Annotated in this window: 14 protein-coding genes; 6 read left to right on the top strand and 8 right to left on the bottom strand. The window is 69.3% G+C overall.

All coding sequences use genetic code 11. From position 1 onward, the window contains the following. Positions 1-75 precede the first annotated feature (75 nt). Positions 76-813: a peptidylprolyl isomerase gene (locus ON04_RS01995; RefSeq protein WP_010539901.1), complete on the top strand. Its 738-nt coding sequence runs from the start codon at positions 76-78 to the stop codon at positions 811-813. 16 nt (positions 814-829) lie between these two features. Here ON04_RS01995 and ON04_RS01990 read toward each other — a convergent pair whose 3' ends face one another. After that, positions 830-2,275, bottom strand: coding sequence for a DUF5129 domain-containing protein (locus ON04_RS01990; protein ID WP_010539900.1), 1,446 nt, complete (start codon positions 2,273-2,275; stop codon positions 830-832). Positions 2,276-2,313: 38 nt separating this feature from the next. On the opposite strand from ON04_RS01990, the gene ON04_RS01985 reads away from it, so the two are divergent. Beyond that, positions 2,314-3,651, top strand: coding sequence for a hypothetical protein (locus ON04_RS01985; RefSeq protein ID WP_010539899.1), 1,338 nt, complete (start codon positions 2,314-2,316; stop codon positions 3,649-3,651). 60 nt (positions 3,652-3,711) lie between these two features. Here ON04_RS01985 and glf read toward each other — a convergent pair whose 3' ends face one another. Beyond that, entirely contained in the window at positions 3,712-4,911 is a 1,200-nt protein-coding gene (glf, locus tag ON04_RS01980; RefSeq protein ID WP_010539898.1) for a UDP-galactopyranose mutase, read from the bottom strand. Positions 4,912-5,251: 340 nt separating this feature from the next. On the opposite strand from glf, the gene ON04_RS01975 reads away from it, so the two are divergent. Then, positions 5,252-7,351 carry an N-acetylmuramoyl-L-alanine amidase gene (locus ON04_RS01975; protein ID WP_238529202.1) on the top strand — a complete coding sequence of 700 codons (2,100 nt, stop codon included), beginning with the start codon at positions 5,252-5,254 and terminating at the stop codon, positions 7,349-7,351. Positions 7,352-7,641: 290 nt separating this feature from the next. On the opposite strand, the gene ON04_RS01970 is transcribed toward ON04_RS01975, so the two are convergent. Further along, positions 7,642-8,469, bottom strand: a complete 828-nt coding sequence (locus ON04_RS01970; RefSeq protein WP_010539896.1) for an HAD family hydrolase — start codon at positions 8,467-8,469, stop codon at positions 7,642-7,644. Continuing rightward, positions 8,466-9,296, bottom strand: coding sequence for a lysophospholipid acyltransferase family protein (locus ON04_RS01965; protein ID WP_033443978.1), 831 nt, complete (start codon positions 9,294-9,296; stop codon positions 8,466-8,468). The genes ON04_RS01970 and ON04_RS01965 overlap by 4 nt, the downstream gene beginning before the upstream one ends. Before the next feature lie 61 nt (positions 9,297-9,357). Between ON04_RS01965 and ON04_RS01960 the strand changes: the two genes are divergently transcribed. Next, the gene (locus tag ON04_RS01960) at positions 9,358-9,873 is read left to right on the top strand and encodes a PaaI family thioesterase (RefSeq protein ID WP_010539894.1); all 516 of its coding nucleotides are present in this window, start codon (positions 9,358-9,360) and stop codon (positions 9,871-9,873) included. A 12-nt stretch (positions 9,874-9,885) separates the two neighbouring features. Here the strand turns inward: ON04_RS01960 and serS are convergent, their stop codons facing one another. Both serS and ON04_RS01950 read right to left on the bottom strand, forming a co-directional pair. After that, positions 9,886-11,148, bottom strand: a complete 1,263-nt coding sequence (gene serS, locus ON04_RS01955) for a serine--tRNA ligase (protein ID WP_010539893.1) — start codon at positions 11,146-11,148, stop codon at positions 9,886-9,888. A 36-nt stretch (positions 11,149-11,184) separates the two neighbouring features. Beyond that, positions 11,185-11,628: an ankyrin repeat domain-containing protein gene (locus ON04_RS01950; protein WP_010539892.1), complete on the bottom strand. Its 444-nt coding sequence runs from the start codon at positions 11,626-11,628 to the stop codon at positions 11,185-11,187. A 46-nt stretch (positions 11,629-11,674) separates the two neighbouring features. On the opposite strand from ON04_RS01950, the gene ON04_RS01945 reads away from it, so the two are divergent. Further along, on the top strand, positions 11,675-12,811 hold the full coding sequence (locus ON04_RS01945) for a septum formation family protein (protein ID WP_238529201.1): 1,137 nt from the start codon (positions 11,675-11,677) through the stop codon (positions 12,809-12,811). Further along, positions 12,808-13,158: a metallopeptidase family protein gene (locus tag ON04_RS01940; RefSeq protein ID WP_010539890.1), complete on the top strand. Its 351-nt coding sequence runs from the start codon at positions 12,808-12,810 to the stop codon at positions 13,156-13,158. The genes ON04_RS01945 and ON04_RS01940 overlap by 4 nt, the downstream gene beginning before the upstream one ends. A 37-nt stretch (positions 13,159-13,195) precedes the next feature. Here ON04_RS01940 and ON04_RS01935 read toward each other — a convergent pair whose 3' ends face one another. Beyond that, positions 13,196-13,828 (bottom strand): histidine phosphatase family protein, encoded by a 633-nt coding sequence (locus tag ON04_RS01935; RefSeq protein ID WP_010539889.1) that lies wholly within the window; start codon positions 13,826-13,828, stop codon positions 13,196-13,198. Continuing rightward, complete coding sequence (gene pheA, locus ON04_RS01930; protein ID WP_010539888.1) at positions 13,825-14,757, bottom strand: prephenate dehydratase; 933 nt, start codon at positions 14,755-14,757, stop codon at positions 13,825-13,827. The genes ON04_RS01935 and pheA overlap by 4 nt, the downstream gene beginning before the upstream one ends. Between the last annotated feature and the right edge of the window lie 14 nt (positions 14,758-14,771).

Below are 14,771 nucleotides of genomic sequence, written 5' to 3'. Positions count from 1 at the left end.
CCCGTCGGAAACGATCTACCAGCCTCACCACGCGCCGGAGCCCACCGGAGCGCAAGGAAGACGTAAGTTCGTCGCATGCGACTCACCACTTCCGTCCGAACCCGCCCGACCCTCCGCACCGCACTGGGAGTGCTCGCACTCACCGCGCCGCTCGCTCTCGCGGGCTGCGGCTCCGACGACGCCTCCACCGATGAGACGTCGGCCGCCGACTCGTCGACCACCGCCGCCTCCGCTTCGGAGTCGAACTCACGCTCCGCGGCCGCCGAGCCGGAGTGCCCGCCCGCCGAGGGTGCCGACGAGGCCACGCAGAAGTTCAGCTCCGCACCGCCGATGTGCCTGACGCCCGGCGCCGACTACTCCGCTGTCATCACCACCGATGCCGGCGAGGTCACCGTGGACCTGCTCGAGGACCAGGCCCCGGAGACGGTCAACAACTTCGTGTTCCTGGCCCGTAACAAGTTCTACGACGGCGTCTCGTTCCACCGCGTGATACCCGGGTTCATGATCCAGGGCGGCGATCCGCAGGGCACCGGGGGAGGCGGACCGGGCTACCAGTTCGCCGACGAACTCCCCGAGCCCGGCGAGTACGAGATCGGCTCCATGGCCATGGCCAACGCCGGTCCCGACACCAACGGCTCGCAGTTCTTCATCGTCACCGGGGACGCCGGCGTCTCACTGCCCCCGCAGTACAGCCTGTTCGGCACGGTCACCGAGGGCATGGAGTCCGTGACGGCCATCGAAGACGACGGCAGCGCCCAGGGCGCACCGAAAACCGAGCACATCATCGAGTCCGTGAAGATCGTCGAGAACTGACGCCCAGGCGGGTGAGTTAATAGCCGCTGGACCCGCCGCCGCCGGAGAACGAGGTGTTGGAGTAGCTGGTGTTGGTGGAGCTGGACGCAGCCTGGGCCGCCTGCACATCGTGCGAGTGCCAGCTCGACGCCACGTAGTACGGCACGAAGCCGTTGTAGCCGTAGCCCGCGCGCCAGTCGCGGTCGTACAGTCGCGGCGCGTGCCGGTCTCCGGCGTCGTCGGCCGCCTCGACATCCGACATCTCGCGGGCCCGGATCGCCTCTACGACCAGCCGGTAGTCCACCACCAGGCGCGCGTAGCGGTCCATAAAGTCGGGGGCGGCGGCATTCCGGGCCAGCTCGTCGGCACGCGAGTCCAGGGCCCGGGCCTCGGCGGCGAGCCGCTCGTCGTTGGTTCCCAGAGCCGCCGCCGCCATGTCCTTGTGGAGCTCGCCGAGCTGCCGACGACGCACCTCTGCGTCGCCCTGCTCCATCCGGAAGAGCTGGTCGATGTTCTTCTCGGCTGACTCCATCTGCTCGACCGTGGTGTGAGCGGTCTCGATGTTGGCAGCGGCCGCCCTGAACTCGGAGTCCTTCGACTCGGGGCGCAGGTCACCGATCCGGCCCATCACCGCATCGACCTCCAGGAATCTGTCCCGCACATCCGCCCACTGGGACCGCAGCTCGTCGTCGGCCAGCGGCGACCGCAACGAGTTCGCGCGAATGTTCAGCCCGTCGAGTTCCCCGGCGATCCGCCCGTATTCGCGGGAGATCCGGTCGTAGCGCTCCCTCGCCGTCGTCGCCTTTTTCTTCCTCGACGCGGCCACGCCGGCACCGAGGGCACCCGCGCCCACGACTCCGGCACCGCCGAGGGCCCACGGCAGCCAGGTCGGCATCCCCTCGGGTTCCGGCGCGAGAACGGTGGGATCGGCGGCCGCCTGCGCCCCGGCCAACAGACCCATCGCGTAGTTCTGGCGCCGCATGGGGTCCTTCATCGCCTCCAGCGCGCCGTCGAGGTGGCGGCCCTCGAACACGTCGAGCGCGGCGCACACGTCGTCGCCGCAGTAGATGCCGACGTCCCTGGCCTCCGTGTCATCGGCCACGATCAGGGTCCCGGGCGCCCACTTCTTCCGGTCCTGTGCCAGAAGCTCCGGCCGCTCCGCCTGGGCGAACCGCTCCGTGGTGTCGTTGAGGTTGTCGGCGTCGTCGGCAAAGACCAGGTACTCGACGTGCCGTACCTGCGCGGGGAAGGCGATCCGTTCGGTCTCGCCGCGGAGGAGGTCCTTGTCGCCGTCCGACAGCACGCCCGCCCGGTCGGTGATCCCCACGTCGACCCCCTCGGCCGGTGCCTGCGCGGGCGCAGGCGCCGGAGCCTGGGCACGCGCGGGACCTACGGCAAACGGAAGGACCAGAAACAGCAGAAGCACGGCGCCGGCGAGCACCGCGAGAAGTCGAAGGGCTGAAACCGACGGTGACCGGGTCATGCACGGAGTCTAATGCCCCGGGCGGATAACCTTGCCCGGTGTTCGTCCTGGAAACGCTTATCGCCATCACCGTCGCCCTGACCACCGCGTTCGGCGGCCTGGTCGCGGAGGACCTCATCAGCCGGGATGCCACCTGCACGATCTCCGCGATGCCGGACCTGTGGTCTGAGGATTGCACGTCACCGTCCCGGCTCGCCTGGTTCCTCGGCACGCTGCTCGTCCTGGTGGGGGCCATGGCCCTGCGGGCGTGGCTCATCGCCCACAACGGCACCCTCTACTACCTGCGACTCCTGCCCGCCGAGAGCGCCGACCGGATGCGCGCAGCGGTGGACGTGGCCAACGCCCGGAGTCTGGACTTCCGGTCCGCGACGGGATGGTTCGGCACCGACGACGCAGTGGTGGACCTGCGCCGCGAGACCGATCACGTCTCCGGCGAGCTCGAGCGGGCGATGAACGACGACGACGACGCGACCGGCTACGTCCTGGCCCCCAATCTGGCGTTCCCGGCTGCGCTCGCCGTCGGCTACGACACCCTCCTACGGGAACGCACCCATCTCGCCGAACTGCCCGTCCAGGCCCGGCGCCGCCGGCTGCCCGGAGGTGACACCGGGGTGCGGACCGTGTACTTCGACGACGGCGACGACATGTGGGCCGAGCGCCGCTGGCGGTCCCGCCGGAGCAGGCCAGGGTCGGAGCTGGTCATGACCACGTTCGTCGGCGGGTCCGCGGACACCGCCGCTCCAGAGCGCACCGAGGTGGCGCACGTGTGGCTCTCGCTTCAACTCGACGGGGGCGGTCTCGTGGCCGAGGTGGACGCGGGTCATCCCCTCAGGGACGCCGCTGACCTCGTCGTCGTCGTGGGCCCCACCACCGGGCCCCCGGGCGGCGAGACCCTCCGGCCCTGGATGCTCCCTTCGGGACGCTGGTATCCCGGCGCCAGCGGGCGTCAGATCGATCGACGGGTGTTCGCGCGGCTGGTGGAGGAACTCTCGGGCGCGATCGAGCAGGTGCTCGACGACTATCCCGAGGCGCACGTGATGTTGTCCGGCCGGATGCCGCGCAGTGTCGCCTTTGCGCTGGGTTACGTGATCTCGCAGCGCAAGGACGACCACATCGAGGGCAAGAGGGGGGCGATGCATCCGACGCGTTCCGACGACACCCGTGCCGAACGGGCGCAGGCGCGGGCCGAGAACGAAGGCCTCTCCTCGCTGAGCCGCTTCTGGAGCTCGGTCACCCCGGTGCTGGTGCACCTGGGCGAAGCCAAGCCGACGCTCGTGCACGCCGCTCAGCGCGAGGTCACGGTCCGCGAGGCCGCGGTCGTCGCCGACCTGCCTTCAGCTTTCACGGCTCGCGCTGGCAGAGTGCCCGCGGAATGAGGACCCGCGCTGCCGGTGTGGTCCATTTCGGCAGCGCGAGTCAGGGGCGGGGCACCGGGGTCAGTCGGCCAGCGGTGCGCCGTCGCGCAGGTGCGGCGCGAGCGTGTTGTCGAACATCGTCAGCGCTGAGGCGATGGCCATGTGCATGTCCAGGTACTGGTACGTGCCAAGTCGGCCACCGAACAGCACCTTGTTCTCTGCGGTCTCGGCCTTGGCCCGCTCGCGGTACGCGGCCAGCCGCTCGCGGTCCGTCGACTCGTTGATCGGGTAGTACGGCTCGTCGTCGCGCTCGGCGAAGCGGCTGAACTCCCGCATGATCACGGTCTTGTCCGTGGGGTAGTTCTTGCGCTCCGGATGGAAGTGCCGGAACTCGTGGATGCGGGTGAATTCGATCTCAGCGTCGTTGTAGTTCATCACCGGTGTGCCCTGGAAGTCACCGGTGGGCAGGACCTCCATCTCGAAGTCCAGGGTGCGCCAGCCGAGCTCGCCGTCGGCGTAGTCGAAGTAGCGGTCCAGCGGGCCGGTGTAGACCACGGGCGCGTCCGGGCTCGCTGCGCGCACGGCGCCCGAGACGTCGAACCAGTCCGTGTCCAGCACCACGTCGATCTTCTCATCGGCCGCCATGTTCTCGAGCCACGCGGTGTAGCCGTCGACCGGCAGCCCCTCGTAGGTGTCTGAGAAGTAGCGGTTGTCGAAGTTGTAGCGCACGGGCAGGCGGGTGATGTTGCCGGCGGGCAGGTTCTTGGGGTCGGTCTGCCACTGCTTGGCGGTGTAACCCTTGATGAACGCCTCGTACAGCGGGCGGCCGATCAGAGAGATGGCCTTCTCCTCGAAGTTCGCCGCGTCCTCCGCGGTGAACTCTGCGGCCTGCTCCGCGATCAGCTTCCGCGCCTCATCCGGTGAGTAGTAGCGGCCGAAGAACTGGTTGATCAGCCCCAGCCCCATGGGGAACTGGTAGGCGGTGCCGGAGTACATGCAGAACACGCGGTGCTGGTAGCCGGTGAAGTCGGTGAACCTGTTGACGTACTCCCACACGCGCTCGTTGGAGGTGTGGAACAGGTGCGCGCCGTACTTGTGGATCTCGATCCCGGTCTCGGGCTCTGCCTCCGAGTAGGCGTTACCGCCGATGTGATCGCGCCGGTCCAGGACCAACACGCGCTTGCCGAGTTCGGTCGCCGCGCGTTCCGCGACCGTCAGGCCGTAGAAACCCGACCCCACCACGATGAGGTCGTAGGTCCCCCACTGCCGCTCGTCCGCCATCGTCGATGTCCTCCGCTGATGCTCAGTTGGCCGCACGCCGGTTGACGCGGGTCCGGGTTCCCAGAGTATCCGGCGGGTCCGGGGCGGGCTCAGGGCGCGCCGACGGTCACGGGGGAGGCAGAAATTTCGCGAGACCCGCGGACGACCCCCCTGCGCAGGTGGGGCGTCGTCGTCGTCGTACGCCGGTTCGAAACTACACGCGTGTCATCTCTTTATTCACTCCTATACCGCTTGGTTTCACACGTTTCTTGGCTAACATTGACCTCGTTCGTCACAATCGCCCCACTGGTCGCACGCCGTGCGACTTTTTGGGGAGACGTGCCTCGCAGTCTGCAGCCGCGTGACACAGACACCTGATCTGGAGAAGCCCTTGAGAACACGACGCCGCCCCCTGCACTTCAGCGGTCGACGCCGGACCCTCGCCCTGGCGGTGGCGGTCGCGGCGTCCGTGGTCACGCCCCTCGCAGTCTCGGGAGCGGGCCACCTGGTCGAGTCCGGAGAGGACATCGCCACGACCGCCGGCAGCGCATTGCCCACCGGCGAGACCGAGGTCCCCCTCGCCGAAGCCCCATCCGCCACCGGCGTCGATTCCGATATCTCCACGGGCGACTCCCCCGTCAAGGAAGTCACTTCCGAGACACCGTTCTCGATGATCGGCGTGACCTGGAAGGGTTTTAATCCCGAGGCGCTCGCCACCGTGCGAGCCAAGAACCCCGACGGCACGTGGGGCCCCTGGTACGAGGCGGAGTCCACCGACGGCGAAGGCGAGAGCACCACCGGTACCGGCGGCACCGAAGCCGTTTACCTGGGCACCGACACCACGACGGTCCAGATCAAGCTCTCCGGCGTCGACATCGACACCACTTCCCTCGCCGACGCGCCCGAGGCGACCGCCGGTGACGACGAGCCGGCCGGCGACTCCGAGAAGCCTGAGACCACTGCGGCTGAGTCCGCCGATGACATTGCGGCCACTCGCACCGCAGAGCCCGCGCCGGCCCCGGCCGCCGCGCCCGCTCCGTCGATTCCGGTCCCGGCCGGCCCCGCCGCGAAGCCCGACTCCGACGATGCACCACCGGTCCCGACCCGCTTCGCGGACATCAAGCCCGTCGCGAACAGCACCGATCTAGACCCGTCCACGGTCAAGGCGGTCCTGCTCTCCCCCGACACCACCCCGACCCCCGATCCAGAGCAGTTCGCCGATGTCGCCGCGTCCGGTGGCACCGGCACCAACGGCGACATCGCAGCCAAGCAGCCGACGATCATCTCCCGTTCCGGTTGGGGCGCCGACGAGTCGATCCGCTGCGGCAGTGCCTCTTATGACGACTCACTGGCGGCCGGCACCGTTCACCACACTGCCGGCAGCAACGACTACAGCCGCGAGGGCTCGGCCAGCGTCATGCGTGGGATCTACACGTACCACGCGCGCACGCTGGGCTGGTGCGACGTCGGCTACAACGTGCTGGTCGACAAGTACGGCCAGGCGTTCGAGGGGCGGGCCGGCGGACTGAGCCGGAACGTCCAGGGCGCCCACGCCGGCGGCTTCAACAGCAACACCTGGGGCATCTCGATGATGGGCGACTACTCGACCGTCTCCCCGTCGGACGCGACCATCCGCAAGGTCGGCGAGATCCTCGGCTGGCGTCTGTCCCTGGCCGGCATCGACCCCAAGGGCTCCGACACCCACTACTCCGAGGGGACCTCGTACACCAAGTACTCGTACGGGACCTCGGTCCGGCTGCCCAACATCTTCGCCCATCGTGACGTGGGCCTGACCTCCTGCCCCGGCAACGCCGGCTACGCGAAGATGGGCCAGATCCGCGACATCGCGGCCGCATACGCCAAGGGCGGCGGTGGGGGGACCAAGCCCAGCACGCCCGCTCCCGGCGCCGGTGGAGGCACCGCGACCCCGCCCAGCACCCCGCCCACCGGCGCCAACGGCAGCTCCCGCCCCGAGGTCTCCACGGGAAGTGTCCAGGACGCGGTGGCCACCGCACTGCGCACCGTGCTCAGCGGCGGCAAGCTTGACGCCGAGACCCTGACCCGCATCCTGACCGGCGGCAAGACGCTTGCTGACCTGCCGCTCGGCGCAGGCTCCGTGCAGGACGCGCTCGGCGGAGACCTCGGCCAGTTCGCAGCGCTGGCGTCGAAACTGTCCGGGCCACTCGGCAAGGCACTGTCCGGGGTCCAGAAGTTCGGGGATGTGTCGCTGGTCAAGCACGAGAACGGTGCACTGTACTCGTCTCCCGAGACCGGCACCCACCCCGTGTGGGGCTTGATCGGAGACGCCTGGGCCGCCCAGGGTTACGAGCACGGCCCGCTCGGCCTGCCGGTGTCCTCCGAGGCCACCCGCGGGGACGGCACCGTGGCTCAGCGGTTCGTCGGCGGAACGCTCGTCTTCGACCCCGCCACCAAGGAGCTCACGGTCGAGCCCAACCCGTAGACCCCCGGCCGACGAGCACGTGGAGATCCCGCGCCCGTCGGCCGCTCACACTCGCGGACCGGATCCCACCAGGTGTGCCCGCCTCCCCCACCCATGGGGCGGCGGGCACACCGGGGAAGTGGTGGGGACCGGTCCGCAACCCCAAGAACACAGACGCCCCTCTCGATGAACTCGCGCGTGCGCCCCGGCGGTGGCCGGAGTTCATCGCGGGGGGCGGATTCTGAGCGAGGCGGGCCGACTCACTGCCGGACGGCCACTGACCACTCCGGAACGCGTTCCGTCGAGACCGCTCAGGTCCACCAGCGACGCAGCACGTGCGCCAGACCCGCCTCATCATTGGTCAGGGTGACCTCGTCCGCCACTGCGCGCACCGCGGGGATGGCGTTTCCCATAGCGACGCCGTGGTCCGCCCAGCGCAGCATGTCCACGTCGTTGGGCATGTCGCCGAACGCCACGGTGACGGGCACCCCGGATGGGCCGGCGGCGGCGGTGGTCGCGGAGGCGAGTTCGGTAAGTCCACTGGCCTTGGTGATCCCGCGCGCGGCGAGCTCGATCAATCCGTCAGTGGTGGAGAACGTGACGTCCGCGAGGTGGTCGACCTCCCCGCGCAGCGCAGCCACCAACTCGGCGCTGGGCACACCCGGCACCCGGACGAGCATCTTGAGCACCGGCTCGGACAACACCTCGAAGTGGCCTACCTGAAGGTGGGACGGGTTGATCCAGGCGTGTTCGTAGTCGGGACTGGCCACGAATTCAGCATCGGCGGCGTCGGTACCCAACCGTTCCGCGGCGATGCCGCTGCCCGGCAGTCGTTCGCGGAGGATCCGATCGATCGCGGCGAGAGCCTCCGGCTGCAACAGGTTGGTGGAGAGGTACTCGCCACTGTTGGTGTCCATGATCACGGCGCCGTTGGCACACACGGCCAGCGGTGCCACGGGCAACTGGTCGACGATCTGGTCCATCCAGCGCGGGGGCCGTCCGGTGGCCAGGACGAAGGTGGCCCCGTCCGCCACGAGATCCGCCACGACAGCACGGTTGGCGGCGGGCAGCAGGTTGTCGCTGCCGATCAGGGTGCCGTCGATATCAGTGGCGACGAGCAGCGGTCTGGAGTGGGTCACGGAGCGCCCGGGCCGGCCGGTCCCTTCGGCACATCAGGATCGTCGAGTGCCGCGGTCCCCTCGGACGCGGCCTTCTCGGCCCGCAGACGCATCCGTTCTGCGTGCTCAGCCTCGTCGAGCGCCGTTGCCTCGTCGAGCGTGGGCGCGGATCCACCGAGGCGCGCGGGAACCCAGCTGGCACCGGCCGGGTAGGGACCGTACTTCTGCGCGTACTCCTGCTGCATCCGCTCGAGGGTCGCCTGCATGCGGGAGCGGATCTCCTGGGTGCACTCCTCGACGGGCTCATAGGCCTTCATGGGGACGCCCACCTGCATCATGATGGGCACCTTGGGGCGCAGCAGCTTCTTGGGTAGGCCCTTGGTCCAGACGCGCTGCGATCCCCACAGCGTCACGGTGATGATCGGGACATCCGCGGCGAGCGCCATCCGGACGGCACCGGTCTTGAATTCCTTGACCTCGAAGCTACGGCTGATGGTCGCCTCGGGAAAAACGCCGACCAGTTCACCCGCCCTGAGTCTGTTCACCGCCTCGTCGAAAGACGCCTTGCCGGCGGTGCGGTCCACGGGGATGTGCTTGAGCTCGCGCATGATCGGGCCGGAGATCTTGTGGTCGAAGACCTCGACCTTGGCCATGTAGCGAATGAACCGCTTGTGCACCCGGGCCGGTATGCCGCCGTAGACGAAGTCGAAGTAGCCGGTGTGGTTGATCACCACCACCGCGCCGCCCCGCTCGGGGAAATGTCGTTCCCCGCGGACGGTCAGGTCAAGGCCCTGGACCTTGAACATCGTGCGGGCGAACCCGATGATCCCCGTATAGAGCAGCTCCACGACCACCAGCGTAGCGGCCCGTCCCCGCAGACGGTCGAGCTCTGCCGGTAGGTTCGGCAGCGTGGACCACGACGCCCCCTTTGATTCGGTAGATCCGGCGGCGCGCAGTCGCCATTACTCCTGGCCCGCCCTCCCTCCTTCGGATGAGCGGATCGCGCACGCGGGACTCGATGCCCTTAACCGGGTCATCTCCGGCGAGCGTCACCTCTCCCCCGGTGCACACTCGCTCGGCATCCGCCTGGCCTCCGCGGAGGTGGGCGCGGTGACCATGGCCGCCGAGCCCGCGGAGTGGGCGCTCAACAACGGCGGGACGGTCCACGGCGGGATCGTCTCCGGATGGGTGGACTCGGCTCTGGGCTACGCCACGGCGACCGTGCTCGAGGAGGGCGTCGGCTACAGCACCCTGGATCTCAACGTCCGCTACATCCGCGCCCTGCGGTTGGAGAAGACGCCCGCGACGATCCACGCCGAGGTGGAACATGTGGGTCGCTCCACCTGTGTGGTGCAGGTCAGGGTCACCGACACGGACAGGCGCACGTGCGCCAGCGCGAGCGGTGTGATGATGTTGTTCCGCTGACCGTCGGCCGGGTCAGCGGATCGGCTCGAGTACGTCCTTGCCCACGAACGGACGCAGGGCTTCGGGGACCACCACGGAGCCGTCCGCCTGCTGGTGGTTCTCGAGGATCGCCACGAGCCAGCGGGTGGTCGCGAGCGTCCCGTTGAGCGTGGCGGCGATCTGGGTGCGACCCTCGTCGTCCCGGTAGCGGACGCCCAGACGACGGGCCTGGAACGTCGTGCAGTTCGACGTGGAGGTGAGTTCGCGGTAGGCGTTCTGCGTGGGGACCCACGCCTCACAGTCGTACTTGCGGGCGGCGGAGGACCCGAGATCGCCGCCGGCGATGTCGATCACGCGGAACGGCAGGCCCATCGCCTGCAGCATCTCCTTCTCGAAGGACAGCAGGCGCAGATGCTCCTCGCGGGCGTCCTCGGGCTTGCACCAGGAGAACATCTCCACCTTGTCGAACTGGTGGACGCGGATGATGCCGCGGGTGTCCTTGCCGTGGCTGCCGGCCTCCCGACGGAAGCAGGAGGACCAGCCGCAGTAGCGCTTGGGACCGTCGGACAGGTCGAGGATCTCGCCCTGGTGGTAGCCGGCGAGCGCGACTTCGGAGGTGCCTACCAGGTAGAGGTCGTCGGCCTCGAGCTTGTAGACCTCGTCGGCGTGGGCACCGAGGAAACCGGTGCCCTGCATGATCTCGGGACGCACGAGCACGGGCGGGATCATCATGGTGAACCCGTTGGCGGTGGCCTTCTGCGCCGCGAGCTGCAGCATTCCCAGCTGGAGTAGGGCGCCGTAGCCGGTGAGGAAGTAGAAGCGGGCGCCGGAGACCTTGGCGCCGCGCTCCATGTCGAGCAGGCCCAGGCTCTCACCCAGCTCGAGGTGGTCTTTGGGCTCGAAGTCGAAGGTCGGGATCTCACCGATGCGCTCGATCTCCACGAAGTCGTCCTCGCCGCCCGCGGGGGTGCCGTCCTCGACCACGTTGGAGAGCATCCGTTGGAGCCGCTCCACCTCTGCGGCGGCGGTCTTCTCGGACTCCTCGGCGTCCTTGACCGCCTTCTTCAGCGCACCGGCGGCCTCGAGGAGGGCGGGGCGGTCCTCGGGCGAGGCCTGTCCGACCTTCTTGCCGTGGGCCTTCTGCTCGGCGCGCGCGCCGTCGGCGGCGGCGATCGACGAACGACGCGACTCATCGGCGGCCAGCAACTGGTCGACCAGCGAAGGGTCCTCACCGCGGGTGCGTTGGGATTCGCGGACGACGTCGGGGTTCTCGCGGAGCAGCTTGAGATCGATCACGGACCCCAGCCTAGCGGCCCGCGTTTGTGGCCCTGATCAGACGCCGAAGAGTTCGAGGAAAGCGTGCTTCTCGAACATGCGAGCCGTGTCCACCGCGGTGGGTGTCCCGCCGTGCGGGTCGGCGCCGGCTTCGAAGAGTACGCGGACCACCTCGCCGTAGCCCTTGAACACGGCACCGGCGAGCGGGGTCTGACCCCGGTCATTGGCCCTGTCGACCTCGGCGCCCCGCTCGACGAGTGCCCGCACGGTGTCGGGGTTGCCGTTATAGGCCGCCAGCATGAGCAGTGCGTCGCCACGCTCATTGGTGAGGTCGGGGCTGACGCCGGCATCGACGTAGGCGGCCAGGCGTTCGGTCTCCCCGTCGCGTGCCAGCTGGAACAGCATCTGGGCGAACTCCAGGACTTCGGGGTCCAGGCCCTCTCGGGGAGAGCGCACGTCGCCGTCCGACCCGTCGGGCCCGCCGTGATTCTGTCCGCTCATGGCGGCAATCCTATCCGGACGGCGCGATTACGGCATCATGGACGCGATGACCCCTACCACCAGATCGTCCCGACCGGGCCGGTCGCTGCTCCGGACACGGGGCGCGGTCATGGCCTCACTTCTCGCCGTCCTCTCCGGCGCCGCGGTGACGGGCGCTCTCATGGCTTCGGCCATCGACGACCCCAACTCCGCGCGGGCTGAGCGAATCAAAGTGATCGTGCCGCAGGTCGATCCCCGCACCCTGTCGGGCCCCGCCTATGCGGAGGCCGCGCCCGGGACCTGTCTGACCTGGTCGATTGGCTCGGCGGACACCGTGTCCACGTTCGACACGGTGGACTGCGACGAGCCCCACCGGTTCGAGGTGGCCGGCCGGATCGACCTGTCGGAGGATCCCGGCTTCGGTGACAAGACACCGCTGCCGGGTCCCGCGGATCTCGCACCCGTCGGCACGGACCGCTGCCTGCCACTGGCCACCCGCTACGCGGGCGACCGACCGATCGATCCGGTGGGGCGGTTCACCGGGACGGTGGTACCTCCATCCGAGGAGGGGTGGAACAAGGGCGACCACAGCGTGTTGTGCGGGATCGCCGCCTCCGAGCTGGACGGCCGGTCGGCACTGTCCACCGGGCGGTTTGTGGACGCCGACCAACATCGCCGGTGGGATCCCGGCACCTGCCTAGGGTTCACCGAGGAGGGCCTGCCCGGAGCTCCGGTGCCGTGCTCGGACAACCACTCGATCGAGATCGTCTCGGGCCTCGACGTCAACGGGGTGTTCCCCGAGGGCCCGTTCCCTCCGGAGCCGCGTGTGCAGTCCGAACTCACCGCTGACGCGTGCCGTCAGGCCGGGATCGCCTACCTGGGTGATGAGGAGGCCCTGCGACGCACGACGCTCATCTCGACGCTCGTCAACCCCATCTCGGAGCTCTCCTGGGCCACCGGTAGCCGGATCGTCAACTGCGGGCTGATGAAGGCCTCCGAGCCGGGGCCGTTCGCGGTTCTCCAGGGCTCGGCACTCCAGGGCGTGTTGGTCGATGGTCAGACGCCAGTCGCCCCCACGACGACCGAGATCCCGCCACCCGGACAGCAGCCGGGCCGGTCCGGCGGCCAGTCAGACCAGCCGGGAGAGGCCATCCCGCCGGACAGCGGAACGGTGTCGGTGCCGGTGCCCGGCGGGACGCCGTGAGCCTCGAGGTCGACGAGAAACGGTTCGAGCAACTGGTCGACGACGCCCTGGACTCCGTGCCGGACGCGTTGTTCCGGGCGATGGACAACGTCGTGGTCCTCATCGCCGACCGCAATCCGGACGAGCCGGACCTCCTGGGTCTTTACGAGGGGGTCGCGCTCACCGAGCGTGACACCACCTACTCGGGGTTCCTACCGGACACCATCACGATCTACCGGGATGCACTGAGCGACTTCTGCTCGTCCGAGGAGCAGCTGGTGCACGAGGTCGCGGTGACGGTGATCCACGAGATCGCCCACCACTTCGGGATCGACGAGGAGACCCTGCACGAACTCGGCTGGGGCTGACCCGGTCGACAGCAGAGTCAGACCCTGGGCCCCACCGTCAGAACCGCGGCCGACCCGGGTGATCGCCCCACCGTTCGCAGGACCAGCCCCCGCCGTCGGGGGCCAGTTCGATCACGCCGCAATTGGGTATCCGGTTGGTCAGCGCCCACTGGGAGGGCACGGCTCCGGCGAACACGGCCATCATCCGCATGAGCGTGCCGTGCACCACCAGCACCACGTCGATGCCGTTGTCGAGGTAGGACTCGCGCAGTTCGGAGACCAGCGGCATGGCCCGTTCCCGCACATCCAGCGCGCTCTCGCCACGGGGAAGCGAGGAGGTGAGATCGCCCTCCTCAAGCCAGTCGCGCACGACCCGGTTATAGGCCAACAACGCCTCGGCACCGGTCTGCATCTCGTAGCTACCGGCTTGCACCTCGTGCACCCCGGGGACGGCTTGTGTGTCCAGGCCCATGGCCTCGGCGATGAGTCCGGCGGTCTCGCGCGCCCTGTCTGCCCGGGAACTCATGATGACCGACGGGGAGATCCCCGAGTCGGCGAGTTGCGCCCCCACCGTTCGCGCCTGGTCGCGCCCCAGTTCGGTGAGCGGAGCCCCGGGTAGCGCGGTGTCGAGCGCGCCGGCGACATTGGAGGGGGTCTGCCCGTGGCGGACGAGGTGCAGGCGGGCACTCATGAGGAACTCTCACCGCGGCGCAGACCCTCGAGCCAGGCCAGTTCGTCGGTGCGGTCCGGCGGGCGCGACCCGGTATCGCCGCCGTCGGCCACGGGCCAGGAGCCGAGGAACCGAAGGTCAGCGGTCCGGTGGCGCAGCGCGACGAGCGCCTCGGCGACCACCGGGTCGTCGATGTGCCCCACCAGGTCCACATGGAACAGGTACGTGAACCGTGCGACACGAGTGGGCCTGGAGCCGATGCGCGTGAGATCGATGTCGCGGATGGACAGTTCGGTCAGCGCCTGCACCAGCGCGTTGGGCTGGTGGGGTAGACCGAAGATCACGCAGGTCCGGTCGCTGCCGGTGCGCGCGGGTGGCCGGGCGGGCCGTCCCACCAGGACGAAGCGGGTTCGGGCGCCGCCCACGTCGGCCACGTCGGCGGCGAGCGGGACGAGCCCGTTGATCTCGCCCGCGCGGGCGGGAGCGGCGGTGGCGTCGGCCGTTCCGGCGGCCACCTCCTCCGCCCCCGCCGCCGTGGAGGAGGTGGTCTCGATGTGGGCGCGCGGGAGGTTCACACCCACCCAGCGCCGTACCTGCGCGGCGGCCACCGGGTGCGTCCGCAGGACCCTTACGTCGTCGGGGCTGACACCGGGCCGGACCAGGATGGAGAACACCACGTCAAGCTCGGTCTCGGCGAAGATCTGGAGCCGCTCCCCCACCGCCAGGCCATCGCTGGTGGGGTTGACGGTGCCGTCCACGGAGTTCTCGAACGGCACACACGCGTAGTCGGCCGTGCCCGCTCGGACCATGGCCAGAGCCTCGTCGGGGGTTGCCGCGGGCACGGCCTCGGCGTCGGTGAGCAGACCCGCGGTGAGTCCGTCGGTGCGGAGTCGGTGCAGGGCGGCATCGGTGAACGTGCCGGGAGGGCCGAGGTAGGCGACGGTGACCACGACGACAAGACTAG

Origin of the sequence: Dietzia alimentaria 72 (assembly GCF_000226215.1) — a bacterium.
Lineage (GTDB): Bacteria > Actinomycetota > Actinomycetes > Mycobacteriales > Mycobacteriaceae > Dietzia > Dietzia alimentaria.
The sequence above is the reverse complement of the archived record's forward strand: the minus strand, read 5'-3'. Positions and strand labels throughout refer to the sequence as shown.

Excerpts from the sequence above, each read along its gene's own strand:
- ON04_RS01995 (WP_010539901.1), top strand. The coding sequence starts at position 76 with ATGCGACTCACCACTTCCGTCCGAACCCGCCCGACCCTCCGCACCGCA.
- ON04_RS01990 (WP_010539900.1), bottom strand. The coding sequence starts at position 2,275 with ATGACCCGGTCACCGTCGGTTTCAGCCCTTCGACTTCTCGCGGTGCTC.
- glf (WP_010539898.1), bottom strand. The coding sequence starts at position 4,911 with ATGGCGGACGAGCGGCAGTGGGGGACCTACGACCTCATCGTGGTGGGG.
- ON04_RS01950 (WP_010539892.1), bottom strand. The coding sequence starts at position 11,628 with ATGAGCGGACAGAATCACGGCGGGCCCGACGGGTCGGACGGCGACGTG.
- ON04_RS01945 (WP_238529201.1), top strand. The coding sequence starts at position 11,675 with ATGACCCCTACCACCAGATCGTCCCGACCGGGCCGGTCGCTGCTCCGG.
- ON04_RS01935 (WP_010539889.1), bottom strand. The coding sequence starts at position 13,828 with ATGAGTGCCCGCCTGCACCTCGTCCGCCACGGGCAGACCCCCTCCAAT.